11 protein-coding genes are annotated in these 14,426 nt (G+C 63.3%); 4 read left to right on the plus strand and 7 right to left on the minus strand.

Features of this window, described 5'->3' with window-relative positions; all coding sequences use genetic code 11:
* Positions 1–156: 156 nt before the first annotated feature.
* Together RCO31_RS31875 and yghU are read right to left on the minus strand one after the other, a co-directional pair.
* Positions 157–1,071 carry an alpha/beta hydrolase gene (locus RCO31_RS31875; RefSeq protein WP_308972388.1) on the minus strand — a complete coding sequence of 305 codons (915 nt, stop codon included), beginning with the start codon at positions 1,069–1,071 and terminating at the stop codon, positions 157–159.
* A gap of 5 nt (positions 1,072–1,076) precedes the next feature.
* A complete protein-coding gene (gene yghU, locus RCO31_RS31880) occupies positions 1,077–1,943 on the minus strand; it encodes a glutathione-dependent disulfide-bond oxidoreductase (RefSeq protein ID WP_308972389.1) in 867 nt (288 codons plus the stop codon).
* 207 nt (positions 1,944–2,150) lie between these two features.
* On the opposite strand from yghU, the gene RCO31_RS31885 reads away from it, so the two are divergent.
* Entirely contained in the window at positions 2,151–2,912 is a 762-nt protein-coding gene (locus RCO31_RS31885) for an alpha/beta hydrolase (protein ID WP_308972390.1), read from the plus strand.
* A gap of 7 nt (positions 2,913–2,919) precedes the next feature.
* On the opposite strand, the gene RCO31_RS31890 is transcribed toward RCO31_RS31885, so the two are convergent.
* Positions 2,920–4,665: a thiamine pyrophosphate-binding protein gene (locus RCO31_RS31890; RefSeq protein ID WP_308972391.1), complete on the minus strand. Its 1,746-nt coding sequence runs from the start codon at positions 4,663–4,665 to the stop codon at positions 2,920–2,922.
* Positions 4,666–4,850: 185 nt separating this feature from the next.
* On the opposite strand from RCO31_RS31890, the gene RCO31_RS31895 reads away from it, so the two are divergent.
* Positions 4,851–5,801 carry an alpha/beta hydrolase gene (locus tag RCO31_RS31895; RefSeq protein ID WP_308972393.1) on the plus strand — a complete coding sequence of 317 codons (951 nt, stop codon included), beginning with the start codon at positions 4,851–4,853 and terminating at the stop codon, positions 5,799–5,801.
* Positions 5,802–5,825: 24 nt separating this feature from the next.
* Here RCO31_RS31895 and RCO31_RS31900 read toward each other — a convergent pair whose 3' ends face one another.
* The 4 genes from RCO31_RS31900 to RCO31_RS31915 form a co-directional block, all read right to left on the minus strand.
* A complete protein-coding gene (locus RCO31_RS31900; RefSeq protein ID WP_308972394.1) occupies positions 5,826–7,034 on the minus strand; it encodes a pyridoxal phosphate-dependent aminotransferase in 1,209 nt (402 codons plus the stop codon).
* A 37-nt stretch (positions 7,035–7,071) separates the two neighbouring features.
* Positions 7,072–8,067 (minus strand): tripartite tricarboxylate transporter substrate binding protein, encoded by a 996-nt coding sequence (locus tag RCO31_RS31905; RefSeq protein ID WP_308972396.1) that lies wholly within the window; start codon positions 8,065–8,067, stop codon positions 7,072–7,074.
* A 195-nt stretch (positions 8,068–8,262) separates the two neighbouring features.
* Positions 8,263–10,362 (minus strand): hydantoinase/oxoprolinase family protein, encoded by a 2,100-nt coding sequence (locus RCO31_RS31910; protein ID WP_308972397.1) that lies wholly within the window; start codon positions 10,360–10,362, stop codon positions 8,263–8,265.
* A 2-nt stretch (positions 10,363–10,364) separates the two neighbouring features.
* Positions 10,365–12,020, minus strand: coding sequence for a hydantoinase B/oxoprolinase family protein (locus RCO31_RS31915; RefSeq protein ID WP_308972398.1), 1,656 nt, complete (start codon positions 12,018–12,020; stop codon positions 10,365–10,367).
* 119 nt (positions 12,021–12,139) lie between these two features.
* Here RCO31_RS31915 and RCO31_RS31920 point away from each other — a divergent pair, with 119 nt between their 5' ends.
* Both RCO31_RS31920 and RCO31_RS31925 read left to right on the plus strand, forming a co-directional pair.
* Entirely contained in the window at positions 12,140–13,033 is an 894-nt protein-coding gene (locus RCO31_RS31920) for a LysR substrate-binding domain-containing protein (protein ID WP_308972399.1), read from the plus strand.
* 156 nt (positions 13,034–13,189) lie between these two features.
* A complete protein-coding gene (locus RCO31_RS31925; RefSeq protein ID WP_308972400.1) occupies positions 13,190–14,416 on the plus strand; it encodes a Zn-dependent hydrolase in 1,227 nt (408 codons plus the stop codon).
* Positions 14,417–14,426: the final 10 nt, after the last annotated feature.

Raw genomic sequence — 14,426 nt, forward strand, 5'->3', positions numbered from 1 at the left:
GACACTAGCAAGTTTATGATTCTAGTGTCGTTTATGGATCAGAAATTCGCACGATGGACTCGCGGCAACGATGGCGCGAATTTCTGATCCACGACACTAGAGGATGAATCCGACGCACGCCAGCATGCGTTGCCGCATGGCACGGTCGCGCGAACTTCAACGGGAAATGCCGAGGAACGATCGGAGCGCTGCGAGCACCTCGTCCAGCTTGTCGTGCTGCACCCAATGCGCGGCGCCGGCGATGATCTGTTGCTCCGCCTGCTTGAAATGCGGGAAAATGCCGGCCCGTTTCGGATCCGGGACGAAGCTCTCGCTCCCGCACAAAAACAGTGTCGGGCACGTGATCCTCGACCAGAGTGCGACATAATCGTCGCCCGACAGGCGATACGGCGCGCTCACGCGCTGGATGGGATCGTACTTCCAGCTGAAGCTGCCGTCGGCGTTCTCCCTCACCGCATATCTTGCCAGATGGTGCGCCTGTTCGCTCGTCAGCCGCTTGTTCTTCGCAGACATGCGTTCAGCCGCTTCCTCGACCGTGCGGTAGCGCCGGGCTTTCGACGCCGAGAGCTTGTCGAGGTCGCCGATCCACCGCTGCATCTGCTGGTCGATCGCCGCCGCCGGCGGCCGCGGAAGAAAAGCACCGTCCACAATGGCCAGTCGCGACACCTTGTCCGGATAGGTGCCGGCGTAAGCCATTGCGATCATGCCACCGTAGGAGTGACCGATGAGCGTCATGCGATCGATGTCGCAGGCGCTCACCATGCGGGTCAGGTCATACACATGGTCGGACAGGCTGTAGCTCGAGCCCTTCGCCCAGTCGGAATCGCCATGGCCGCGCAGGTCCGCGGCCATGACATGGAAATGCGGCTGCAGTGCGCGGGCAATCCAGTCCCAGCTGCGGCAATGATCGCGGCCGCCATGCAGAAGCACGAGCGGCGGCGCCGTGGCGTTGCCCCAGTCCGCATAGTGCAGCCGCAGGCCCTGGGACTCGTAGAAGCGCGCCTTGGGTACAGCTGAACTGGGTTCGGCTGAATTTGGCTCAACCGAACCAGGCTCGACCGAAGATGTCACAGGCTTCACTTCTCGAGCTTGTCCTGCGTCTTCGTCTCGAAATCGCTAGCGTCGTGGCGTTCGCGCAGCTGGCTCTTCGGATCACCCGAGACCCGATTAACCATGCGCCCGCGTTTGACCGCCGGCCGCGCAGCGACGGCATCGGTCCAGCGATTCACATGTTTGTAGCTCTGCACGTCCAGGAATTCGCCCGAGCCATACAGGAGGCCTTTCGCCAGCGCGCCGTACCAGGGCCAGATCGCCATATCCGCGATCGAGTATTCATCACCGGCGAAGTATTCGTGGTCTTTCAGGTGACGGTCGAGCACGTCGAGCTGGCGCTTCGTCTCCATCGTGAACCGGTCGATCGCGTACTCGATCTTCTCGGGCGCATAGGCGTAGAAATGGCCGAACCCGCCACCGAGATACGGAGCGCTTCCCATCTGCCAGAACAGCCAGTTCAGCGCTTCCGTGCGCTTGTCGGGATCGGTGGGAAGAAAGGCGCCGAACTTTTCGGCGAGATAAAGCAGGATCGACCCGGATTCGAACACGCGGCGTTGCGTCTTGCCGCTGCGATCCACCAGCGCGGGGATCTTCGAGTTCGGGTTGATCGCAACAAAGCCGCTGCCGAACTGGTCGCCCTTGCCGATCTCGATCAGCCAGGCATCGTACTCGGCGCCCTTGTGGCCGAGCGCGAGCAGCTCCTCCAGCATCACCGTGACCTTCTGGCCGTTGGGTGTTCCGAGCGAATAAAGCTGCAAGGGATGCTTGCCGATCGGCAGCTCCTTGTCGTGGGTCGGGCCTGCGATCGGCCGGTTGATGTTGGCGAACCGTCCTCCGCTCTCCTTGTTCCATTGCCAGACTTTCGGCGGAGTGTAGGCATCGTCGCTCATGTTCGAAATTCCTTAAGGGGCCATGCGGCAGTGCGCCTGGTTGATATCGTGTTCTTTTTGTTGCGCACAATAGAGCCAGTCACAACACCTGTTCCGCGAAGCGGGACATGACCTGCGCTCCTGGCAGGGATTTGCGCTGCGCGCCAGAACGCCGGTGACAAGGATCGGCGTGCGCGCTTATCATGGCGCGTCGGCAGGAGGTGTCGCATGAGCTTCTACGAAAAAGGCGCCGTTCGTATCCGCTATGAACAGCATGGTTCGGGCTTCCCGCTGTTGATGATCGCCGGTGGCGGATTGAACTCGTCGATCGCGACCCTCACCGGACTGTCGCCGTTTCACCCGATCAACGAGCTCAAGGACGAATATCGCTGCATCGCTTTCGATCTGCGGAACGCCAATGGCGGCGAGTCCTCCGGCCCGCTCGAGATCGACCGGCCGTGGGACGCTTATACGGACGACATGCTCGGGCTGATGGACCATTTGCAGTTCGACAAGTTCATAGTGCTCGGATTCTGTATCGGCGGCCCGTTCATCTGGAATCTGTTGCGACGAGCGCCTGACCGTATCGTCGCGGCGGTGCTGGCGCAGCCGAGCGGTTCGCGTCCCGAAAAGCGCGACTTGTTCTACGAGAACAACATGAAAGGCTGGGCGCCCGCGCTGACTGCGCGGCGGCCCGACCTTACGATGGAGGCGGCCGAGAAATTCCTGACGCGCATGTACCGCACCGACGCCGATTTCGTCTTCACCGTGAAGCGTGAATTCGTGAAGAGCTGCCAGACGCCGGTGCTGATCCTCCCCGACGACGTCCCGGCTCATCCCTACGCCGTCGCCATGGAGTGCGCGATGCTCGCCCCGAAAGCCGAGGTGAGCATGTTCCCGTGGAAGGAGCCGAAGGAGCGGATTCCGCTGGCCGTACGCCAGATTCGATCCTTCCTGCGGGCGCATCGGCCCGCATTCCCTCTCGGGTAACACCAGCCTATCCCTTCGCCTTCACCCGCTGCGCGACCTTCGCCAAGGGTGAGGTGATCTCGGCAAAGGTGATGTCGTTGAGTGACGTCACCACGTCGATCACCGCGGGTTTGCGCGACGCCATCGCCGTCTTGATCGCAGTCCCAAGCGCGCTCGGATCGGACACACGCTCGGCGTGGCAGCCAATTGCACGGGCGATGTTCGCAAAATCGAAGTCGTTGAACTTCGCGGCGAAACCGCTGCCGCCGTGCAGCACCCAGCCAAGCGCCGCGTTGTTGAAGATCACAACGATGATCGGAATGTCCTCCTCGATCGCCGTCATCAGTCCGTTCATCGACATGGCGAAGCCACCATCGCCGCACACGGCCACCACCGTGCGGTCCGGATACACCAGCTTGGCGCCGAGAGCGGCGGGCACGGCAAAGCCCATCGGCCCGGAGCCCGCCGCCTGCATGAAGCCTTCCTCACGCTGGGTCTGGTAGAGGTGCGTCATCAGGATGCGGTTTTCGCCGGCATCGCAGGTGACGATCGAGTCCTCCGGAAGGTTGCGCATGAGCTCGCCGATGATCCGTTGCGGATGAATCGGCGAGTTGCTGGAGTTGTAGGCCTCCTGATCGAAATATCCGGTTTCCTTGCGCTGCTTTGCGACGCGTTCGATGCCGGCTCGGCCGCGCGCGGCATCCTTGCCCGTCGCCTCGCGCAACTGGTTGAGGATGGTCGCGGCATCGCCGACCAGTACATGCTCGGCCGGAAACGTCCACGAGGCGTTCCTCGGCTCGATGTCGATCTGGATGAAGGTCTGCCGCGCCGGATCGAGCAGGTCGGCGTTCTCCCGCGCGGTGTCGGACGCGCCGAGCTTGGAGCCGACCACCAGCACGAGATCGGCCGAGCCGACAATCGCGTTTGCCGTGGCGATGCCAAACGTGCCGTAGACGCCGAGCGCAAGATCGTGGGTCTCCGGGAACGTTCCCTTGCCGCCGGCGCTGGTCGCAACCGGAATGCCGAGCGCTTCCGACAACGCCCGCAGCTCCTTATAGGCTTTCGCGATGCGCACACCGTTGCCGGCGATGATGACCGGGCGCCGCGCTTGCTTGATCGCCTGCGCGGCCCGCTCGACCTGTGCAGGATCAGCGGCGGACGGTGGTGGCGGCATATAGAGCTGCGTCGGGTAAAGCGTCGGCACGGTGTCGGGCCCGACCTTGCCGTTCAGTGCCGCGAACGAGAACAGCACGGCAACCGGTCCCTTCTGACCCGACATCGCGTGCTTGATGGCGAACTGCGTTGCCTGCACCGCCTGCGACGGCTCCAGCGCCTGGAACACCTGCTTGGTGACGCCGGAGAAGGCGCGCCGCGCATCCCATGCGCCGTAGTCGCCCGCGCCGGACTGATAGGGCCCATGCAGCGCCAGATTGGGCGGATCGGAAAAATCCGTCAGGAGCAGCATCGGCGACGAGGACAGATGCGCTTCCAACGTGCCGAGCAGTCCATTGCCGAGCACCCACGGGCCCTGCCCGATCAGCACGCCTGGCAGTCCACGCAGGCGACCGTAGACTTCCGCCATGACGCCTCCGAGGGATTCCTCGCGCACCAGCACGGTGCGGATGGCGTTCTGCTGCTTCTCCAGGCCCCGGTAAATCCGCCCGGTATGTCCGCCGGAGATGCCGAACACCATGTCGATCCCGGCATCGCTGAGCACGCGCGCGACCACGTCGCCGGCATCGGTTTCCTCGGTCACAAGATGCTGAACGGCCATCGCGCTTCCTCCCTGGCTGGCAGCTTTTTGGTTCTGGTTGCAGCCACTATCGCAGCGCGCGCGAGCCGCAGACAACATGCAAACGGTGCACCCTGCCTTGCACGCGGTCAGGAACGGCGGATTGCCGCCAGCGTTCCCTGAAGATATCAAGGAGGTTCGAGGTCCTGCAAAAAGGAAGAAGAACGATGAGCGCTGGACTCCCGCTTCCCGGTACCCCAACGCCGATGCATCGATGGAAAGGCGCGGGCGGCCTCTCGATCGCAGGCGACTCCTGGGGTGATCCGAAGGGGCCGCTGGTGCTCTTGCTGCACGGTGGCGGCCAGACGCGCCACGCCTGGAAGAATGCCGGTGAGCATCTTGGCGCCGCCGGATATCACGCCGTGTCATTCGACGCGCGCGGCCATGGCGATTCCGAATGGGCCGCCGACGGAAACTACACCCAGGACGCCATGGTCGAAGACCTGCTGTGTGTCGTCGCCGCGTTGGGCGATCCACGCCCGGTGCTGGTCGGCGCCTCGATGGGTGGCGGCACCAGCCTCACCGCCGTCGGCGAAGACCGGATCGATGCCACAGCGCTGGTGCTGGTCGATATCGCCCATCGCGTGGAGCCCGACGGCGTCAAGAAGATCCGCGCGTTCATGGGCCAGAAGCCGGACGGATTCGATTCCCTGGAAGAGGTCGCCGATGCAATCGCAAGCTATCAGCCGCATCGCAAGCGCAAGACCAACCTGAGCGGGCTCGCGAAGAACCTGCGCCTCGACCCGAATGGCAAATACAGGTGGCACTGGGATCCGAAATTCCATGCCGGCATCCGCAACGTCGATCTGCGCCAGCAACGCATGGAGGCGTGCGCCCGCAACCTCTCGCTTCCAACGCTGCTGGTTCGCGGCGGCCTTTCGGATATCCTCAGCGAAGAAGGCGCCCGCGAGTTTCTCGAACTGTGCCCGCGCGCGGAGTTCGTCAATGTCACCGATGCCGGTCACATGGTGGCCGGCGACCGCAACGACATCTTTGCGAACGCGGTGATCGATTTCCTGTCGCGCACGGTTCCGATCGGCAAGACTCCGATTCACCCGCCGCACAAGACTGCACCTCACCATGAAGGTCCACCCGGCGACATCACCGACGTGCCATGATGCGATCGAGGATCGCTTAGACGGCTATGCCTGCCGGAGGCTGGCGCAGAACCGCTGGATGCGGCGGCAGGCTTCACCGAGAACATCGGTCGATGCTGCATAGGACAGCCGAAAGTTCGGACCGCATCCAAATGCGGAGCCATGGACCAGGGCCACACCCTCCGACTCCAGCAGGGCGAGAACGAAGTCTTCATCGGAGGCTATGAGCCGGCCGTCCGGTGTCTGCTTCCCAAGCACCTTGGCACAGGATGGATACACGTAGAACGCTCCCGCGGGAGTCTGACATTGAATGCCAGGCGCCTGGTTGAGCATCGAGACCACGAGGTCGCGCCGCCGCTCGAAGGCCTTACGACGATCCGCAAGGAAATCCTGGGGCCCGTCGAGCGCCTCGACGGCGGCCCACTGAGAGACGGAGCAGGCTCCGGACGTCAGCTGACTCTGGATGGTCTCCATCGCCTTGATGAGCCGCGGCGGCCCGCCCGCATAGCCGATGCGCCAGCCCGTCATTGCATAGGCCTTTGACACGCCATTGACCGTCAAGGTGCGTTCGTAGAGCTCGGGCTCCACTTGCGCCAACGTCGCAAAGTCGAAATCGCCGTAGACCAGATGCTCGTAGATATCGTCGGTGAGGATCCAGACCCGCGGGTGGCGTTTCAGCACCTCGGCAAGGGCCTTGAGGTCGTCGCGGCTGTAGGCTGCACCAGACGGGTTGCTGGGCGAGTTCAGGATCAGCCACTTCGTTCTTGGGGTGATGGCAGCTTCTAGCGCTTCCGGCCGCAGCTTGTATCCGTCCATTGCATCGGTCGTCACTGCGACCGGCGCTCCACCGCAGAGCAGCACGAGTTCCGGGTAGGAGACCCAGTACGGCGCCGGCACAATGACCTCGTCTCCCGGATCAACCGTCGCCAGCATCGCATTTGCGATCACCTGTTTGCCGCCGGTGGAAACGATGATCTGCGAGGTGTCATAGTCGAGGCCATTGTCCCGCTTGAACTTGCGGACGATCGCCTGGCGCAGCTCCGGAATGCCTGCGACCGGGCTATACTTGGTAAGCCCGCGCCCGATCGCCGCATTTGCCGACGCGCGTATGTTGTCGGGCGTATCGAAATCGGGTTCGCCCGAGGTCACCGAGACGATGTCGCGCCCCTCCGCCTTCAGTCTGCGTGCCCGGTCAGACGCAAAATTGGTTTGCGACGGCTTGATGCGAGACAACGCAGTGGAGAGAATTTGCAAGCTGGATCCCCTTCTTAAAGATCTGAGTCGTGCGCGCTTACCGCAGCGTGATGTTTCGCGCCTTGATGAGTTCGCGCCACTTTCCGGACTCCGCAGCGAAGTATGCCGGGAACGCCTCGGGAGAGCCGCCGACGATGATCGCGCCGGCCTTCAAGAGCGGTTCTGTGACCGTCGGCGCCTTCAAAGCCTCTGTCATGGCGGCATGAAGTCTGCGGATGATCGGCTCGGGGGTTCCGGTGCGAACAAACATGGCGACGTCGGTCGTCGACTGGAATCCGGGTACCGTCTCGGCGATCGTCGGAACATTCGGCGCGAGCTTCAGCCGCTCCGTCGTGCTGGCCCCCAACATCCGCAACAAGCCCGCTTCCGCCGAGGACACAGCGATGACCGCGTCGACAAATCCAACACTGACTTCGCCGGCAATGAGCGCCTGTTGCGCCGGACCACCGCCTCGGTACGGGATGTGCTCCATGCGCACCCGCGCCATCGACATCATAAGCTCCATCGCGAGGTGACTGGTTGCGCCGATGCCGGCAGATCCGAAGTTCACGACGTTCGGCCGCGCCCGGGCATAATCCAGCAGTTCAGGAAACGTCTTCGCCGGCACACTCGGGTGCACGCACAGCATCTGCGGACTTTGCAGCATCAATCCGACAGGCGCGAATGCCTTGTCGTTGTCATAGGGCAACGGATCGATAATGCTCGGCGCAATCGCGTAGGTGCTGTTGGTGCCGATCAGAACCGTGTAGCCGTCGGCTGGCGCCTGCGCCACGGCTTGATGGCCGAGCGTTCCCGATGCGCCCGCCTTGTTCTCGACGATAACCGGCTGGGACAGCTCCTTCGTCCAATGCTGTGCGATCAGGCGCGCCGTCACATCGGTGATGGCGCCGGGACTCCAAGGCACCACGATCTTGATCACCCGATTTGGGTACGTCTCCTGCGCCCCGCCCCGGACAGGAACAAACGGAAGCATTGCTGCTGCGGCGAGCCAGGCGGACACGCGGCGGCGTGAAACTCCAACATGCATTGACATACGACCTCCTTCGTTGGTGGTCTCTGGAATTCACCCGGCGTGCCCAGAGCGGTTTGCACACTCATCAATTGTCTTGCTTCACCTGCCTAAGCGGTTTCACATCATGGATGTGCGTGTGCCTTCAGACACCCGCATTAAGTCTCGCCTGTTCGAGCTCGCTGAAAGCGTCTGCCTGATCGCAGCCGCATGCGATCTTCAGTCGAGCTCGATCACCAAATTCCTCATCTCATCGACCCTGACGCGTGCGCCGGGGCCGACGACGCAGGTCGACTCCCGTTCCTCGATCAGTGCCGGCCCGGAAAACGTTGAGCCGTGTGGAAGTGCGTAACGATCATAGACCGCGCATGACTGCCAGCCGTGCCCTTCGAATAGAACCTGGCGTTGACCGCGACAGGCACTGGCAATGTCGCCCTGCTTCGTTTCGCGCGCGCCGATGCGAATGTCGGTGCTGGGCGCGACGCAAGCGAGACGCCAGCTCAACACTTCAATCGATGCGTCCTCCATGACGCGGCCGAAATGCAGACGGTAACTTGCGAAGAAGTTCTCGCGAATGGCTGCGAGGTCGGCGGCTGCAGGCGTCAGCGACGGAAGCTGCACGGGGACCTCGAAGCCCTGACCGACATAGCGCATGTCGGCCGTGGGCTTGTAGACGATCTGCTCGGAATCGGCGCCCGCTTCGGTGAGCAGATCGCGGCCAAGCCTTTGCATCTCCGACAGCAGCGTATTGACATGCGACCAGTCCACGCGCTCCAGCCGCGCCACATAGCTCCGCACCATGTCGGTCGCCGGAGGCGCGACCAGGAAGCCGAGCGCTGACGCAACGCCGGCGCCAAGCGGAACGACGACGCGCTGAACCTTGAGCAGGCGCGCGAGATTCCAGGCATGGACTGGTCCCGCGCCACCGAAGGCGATGATGGTATATTGGCGCGGGTCCCGACCTTTCTCGGCCAGATGCATGCGGGTCGCCGCAGCCATCGTTTCATCGACGATGCGTTGCACGCCGAGCGCTGCGTCTTGCGATTCAAGCCCGATCTGCGCCGATATCTTGTCGGCGAAAGCCCGTCGCACCCGGTCCGGATCAAGCGTCAGCTCGCCGCCAAGGAAGTAGGCCGGGTCGAGCCTCCCGAGCACGAGGTCAGCGTCAGTAACCGTCGGCTGCATCCCGCCGCGCCCGTAGCAAACCGGACCAGGTTTGGCGCCGGCACTGCGGGGCCCGACCTTCATCAATCCCGATGCGGCGTCGATATGTGCTAGGCTGCCGCCACCGGCACCGATCTCGATCATGTCGACCACCGGCACCTTCAACGGCAGACCCGAGCCCTTCTGAAAACGCCGGACGCGGCCGGCTTCGAAGTCGTACTTGTGATCCGGCGCACCATTCTCGACCAGGCACATCTTGGCGGTGGTGCCGCCCATGTCGAAGGAGACGACACGATTGAGGTCGGCAAGCCGCGCCAGGAAGGAGGCCGCCATCGCGCCGGCCGCCGGGCCCGACTCGATCAGGCGTATGGGATATTCCTTGGCTTCGCGCACCGATGTGATGCCGCCGCCCGAGAGCATGATGTAGAGCTGCCCGGCGAAGCCAAGCTTTTCGAGGTCCGCCTCGAGCTTGTCCAGATAGCGCTGCATCAGCGGCTGCACATAGGCATTCGCGCAAGCCGTGCTCGTTCGTTCGTACTCGCGAATTTCCGGAGCCACCTCCGCCGACAGCGACAGTGGCAGCGACGGATAGAGGCGTCGCACGATCTCCCCGGCTCTCCGCTCGTGCTCGGGAGAGCGATAGGAGTGCATGAACGCGATGGCCAATGCTTCGCAGTTGTCCTGCTCGACCAGTTGCCGGGCTGCAGACGCCACCGCGTCTTCATCCAGATGCAGCAGAACCTTTCCGTCGGCATCAATCCGTTCCGGGATTTCCAGGCGACGGTGGCGCGGAACCAGGGTCGGCGGCACTTCCAGAAACAGGTCATAGAGGTCGTAGCGGGTCTCGCGGCCGATCTCGATCGTATCGCGAAAGCCTTCCGTCGTGAGCAGGCCGACGGTCGCGCCCGTGCGTTCGATGATCGTATTGGTGATCAGCGTCGTGCCGTGCACGATGCTGTGCAGATCCGAAGGTTTCAACTCCGTTTCCTGCAGGATGCGCGCGATGCCCGCAATGATGGCGAGGCTCGGATCGTCGGGTGTCGTCAGCAGCTTTCCGGCATGGACCAGATCACGGGTCGGATCATGCAACACCAGGTCCGTGAAAGTCCCGCCGACATCCACACCGATGCGCGCTGCGCGCGTTCTTGTCGACATGCTTACTCCAGTCCGTAGTCACGCTTGGCGGCAAGAGCCGAGATGTAGCCGTCGCGAAGATCGGATCTGACGGCATCCCGATTGCGGGCGCGCGGATCGCCATAACCGCCTCCGCCGGCATAGAGCAGCGTGACCCGACGGCCCGGATCGACGGACGTTCGCGATTTCGGATGAGGCTTCACGCCGTCATCGAGCGTTATCACGGAGGGTCCGCCCGACATGCCGCCGCGTACGCCGTAAGGAGGAAAGCGATGGCGGTCGGACAACAGCGAAAGCCGCACCGGCCGCTCCGTACGAACCTCGATCTCGACGACCTGCCCCAGTCCTCCCCGGAACGTGCCCGGACCACCGCTGTCCGTCCGCAGGCGCTTCTTCCACACCAGAAGCGGTGCGACGTTTTCATAGGCTTCGATGCTGCCGGCGCCGACATTGGTCGGAAACGCCGTGGTAGGCAGGCCATCCTTATGCGGCGCAGCGCCCATTCCGCCGCTGGCGAACAACACCTGGGAGAAGCGTTCGCCTTCGTCGTCAACGCCGCTGAACAGCGCGCGCATCGTCGGCGCACCTCCGCAGTCGGCAATGATCCGTTCCGGCAGCACGGATTCCAGGGCGCGATAGATGGCGCCCGCAAGCAGGTGGCCGGTCAATTGCCGTGCGCTGCACGGCGCTGGGTACACAGGATTGAGGATCGATCTCTCCGGCGCACTGACCGTCATGGCGCGATACGATCCCTCGTTGCGCGGCGTGAACGGATCCAGGGCGCATTTGACCGGATAGACCGAATAAGCGTGCGTGTAGTTCAGCACACAGTTGATGCCACGGTCGATCTGATCGGATGTTCCCTCATAATCGATGTGCATCGTGTCGCCGTTGACGGTCACCGTGCACACAATCCGCGTCGTGTGTTCGTCGAAGCCGTCAGCCTCGACCACGGACTTGTAAGTGCCGTCGGGCACTGCAGCGATGGCGCGGCGCATTGCGCGATCGGTGCGCGCCTGAAGTGCTGCGGACACGTCCTGCAGATTTGTCAGACCGGTATCGGTGAGAAACTCACCGACGCGACGGACGGATACCTCGTTGGAGACGACCTGAGCTTCCAGATCGCCCAGCACCTGGCGCGGAACGCGAACGTTTCCTGCGATGAGATCCGTGACGACGGCATCCCACTCGCCGGCGCGTATCAGGCGCGTGGGGAGAATCCGGATGCCTTCCTCGAACAACTCCCGGCAATCCGCCGACCACAACGCTCCTCCGACATCGGGCGAGTGAGCGATGCTTCCGGCGAAGCCGACGATCTCGCCACGGTGAAAGATCGGGGTCACCACCGTGAAATCCGGCAGGTGGCCCGTCGCGAGCCACGGATCGTTGGTGATCACGGCGTCGCCCGGCCGCCACGACTCGATCGGAAACTTGGCGAGAAACGATTTCGTGGTGCGCGGCAGGATGCAGGAGAACGATGCGATTCCTCCGGTGTTTTCCGCCACGCTGTCACCGTTGCGATCCATGAGAACGGTCGCATAGTCGTTGGACTCGCGCACGATGGTGGAAAAGGCGGTGCGCAACAGCCCCGTCGCCGCCTCGTCGGCGATCGAGATCAGGCGATTCCAGTAGACCTCGAGCGTGACGGGATCGAACAGGTCCGGCTTGCGGTCAGACATCGGATGGCCCCCAAGTACTGCTGGCCCAAGTACTGCTGGCCCAAGTGCTGTTCGAATGTTGACCGACGACCAGCGATATCGTCCAATACTTATTGCGACCGATTTGATATGAGTTGCGAATGGAGCTCCGCCACATCCGCTACTTTGTTGCGTTGGCTGAAGAGCTGCACTTCGGCCGCGCCGCCGCGCGGCTCGGAATCTCGCAGCCGCCGCTCAGTCAACAGATCAAGATACTGGAAGAGACGCTCTGCGCCCGGCTGCTCAACCGGACCAACCGGCATGTCGAGTTGACTCAGGCGGGACAGCTCTTTCTTCCCGAGGCGCGGGCGATCCTGGAACGGACCGAGCGGGCGATGTCCGTCGCCATGCGAGCCGAGCGAGGCGAGCTCGGCGAGCTTCGGATCGCCATGTTTCCATCGGCCCCGCTGCTGGCGCGGATCGGCGATGCCATCCTGGCGTTTCGGAAAAGCTACCCTGACGTCCAGCTGATACTCAATGAATTCGAGAGCCACCAGCAAACGCAAGGGGTGCTCGAAGGACGGGTGCAGATCGCCATCATTCGCAGCGCCGTCGCACCGGTCGTCCCGCCGACGGTGCGGGCGACGGAGCTGTTTCGGGAGCCGTTCTTCGTGATCATGCGCCTTGATCACCCATTGGCGAAACGCCGAAAGATCTGCATCGGCGAGCTGGCGCGGGAATCCTTCGTCTTCTACGGCGACCGTATGGGACGGACCCTGCCCCACCAGGTTCTCCACCTTTGCCGCTCCGCAGGATTCGAACCGCGGATTGGTCAGCTCGCCAACGGCAACGCCACCATCACCGGGCTGGTGGCAGCCGGCCTCGGCATAGCCGTCGTGCCTGAGGCGATGTGCCAGCTCCAACATAAAGTCATCGTCAGCCGGCCGCTCGATGCCGCAGACGCCACCACCTCGACATGGCTCCTGCGCCGCGGCCACGACAATTCACCGCTGGTGAACGCCTTTTGCAGGCTGGTTGCAAGGCGATCGGCGTAGTTCGAAGCTTCCTGCTGGTGCCAAAACCCGTTCCGCCGTTGGGGCCAGCGAACAGGCTGCGACGCGATCGAACAGGCTGGCGCGCGCCCGACGGGGGCGTGTAGATTGGCCGCTGACTTCATCACTCGTGTACGGCGCAGCTTTAAGGCTTCCATCATGCCCCGAATTAATCCCGAGCGGGTCCTTTCCGATCTGCGTACGCTTGCGACCTTCGGCGCCTACAAGACCGGGGTGCATCGCCCGACGCTGTCTGACCAGGACGTCGCGGCGCGGGAATGGTTCGCCGGTCGGATGCGCGAAGCCGGACTTGATGCGGAGATCGACGGCGTCGCCAACATTCTCGGCCGGAGCCGCGCGACGGGGAGGAAGGCTTTGTCGGGCTCGCATCTCGAAAGCCAAAACCATGCCGGGTGGCTCGATGGCGCGCTCGGCTGCGTCTATGCGCTCGAAGCGGCACGGGCGATTGCCGAGGATCCCGCGACCGCGGACCTTGGCGTGGATGTCGCCGTGTTTTGCGATGAGGAAGGCCATTTCGGCAGCTTCATGGGCAGCCGGTCCTTCGTCGGAGTCCTGGACGAAAGCGAAATCGACACGGCTGTCGCCCGCGCGACAGGCATGACCATGCGCGAGGCGCTGACGAGGGCAGGCTGGAACGGCAGGCCGCGCCATCTGATCGATCCATCCCGTTACGACGCCTTCTTCGAGGCGCATATCGAACAGGGCGACACGCTGGAGCACTCGGGCCGGAAGATCGGCGTCGTGACAGCGATCGTCGCGATCTGGCAATATCGCATCACCGTCCTCGGCGAGCAGAATCATGCCGGCACGACATCAATGACACGCCGCCGCGACGCTGGTCGCGAGATGATCCAGCTGCTGGCCTCCATCGATGCACGTTTCCAGAGCGTTGCCGGCGAGCGTTCGGTGTGGACGACAGGCCGCATTGATCTCGACCCCGGCGAGAAGAGCATCATTCCGGGCCAGGCACAGGCCCTGTTCCAGCTACGTGACGCCGATCCGGCGGTGCTCGCGCGCATGGAGGACGCGCTGCGTGAGGAAGTTGCCAAGGCCGACGACGCCGGGCGTTGCGACATTTCGGTCGAACGGCTCAGCGCTTCGACGCCGGCAATCATGGACGCACGTTTGCAGGATGCGCTCGACGCCGCTGCCGAGATGAACGCGCCGGGCATGCACATCCGCATGCCGTCGGGCGCCGGCCACGACGCGCAGTGGCTCGCGCGCAAACTGCCTGCCGCGATGTTGTTCGTGCCGTCGATTGGCGGCATCAGCCACCATTGGACAGAGAATACATCTGACGAGGACATCGTGCTCGGTTCCCAGGTCTTCGCCGATGCTATCGTCGAGGCCTTGAGGCGCAACTAGTGACGAACAT

The sequence above is a fragment of the Bradyrhizobium sp. LHD-71 genome (assembly GCF_031157255.1).
GTDB lineage: Bacteria > Pseudomonadota > Alphaproteobacteria > Rhizobiales > Xanthobacteraceae > P52-10.

Coding starts and splice junctions, on each gene's coding strand:
- RCO31_RS31885 (WP_308972390.1), top strand. CDS start 2,151: ATGAGCTTCTACGAAAAAGGCGCCGTTCGTATCCGCTATGAACAGCAT.
- RCO31_RS31895 (WP_308972393.1), top strand. CDS start 4,851: ATGAGCGCTGGACTCCCGCTTCCCGGTACCCCAACGCCGATGCATCGA.
- RCO31_RS31905 (WP_308972396.1), bottom strand. CDS start 8,067: ATGTCAATGCATGTTGGAGTTTCACGCCGCCGCGTGTCCGCCTGGCTC.
- RCO31_RS31920 (WP_308972399.1), top strand. CDS start 12,140: ATGGAGCTCCGCCACATCCGCTACTTTGTTGCGTTGGCTGAAGAGCTG.
- RCO31_RS31925 (WP_308972400.1), top strand. CDS start 13,190: ATGCCCCGAATTAATCCCGAGCGGGTCCTTTCCGATCTGCGTACGCTT.
- RCO31_RS31915 (WP_308972398.1), bottom strand. CDS start 12,020: ATGTCTGACCGCAAGCCGGACCTGTTCGATCCCGTCACGCTCGAGGTC.
- RCO31_RS31910 (WP_308972397.1), bottom strand. CDS start 10,362: ATGTCGACAAGAACGCGCGCAGCGCGCATCGGTGTGGATGTCGGCGGG.
- yghU (WP_308972389.1), bottom strand. CDS start 1,943: ATGAGCGACGATGCCTACACTCCGCCGAAAGTCTGGCAATGGAACAAG.
- RCO31_RS31890 (WP_308972391.1), bottom strand. CDS start 4,665: ATGGCCGTTCAGCATCTTGTGACCGAGGAAACCGATGCCGGCGACGTG.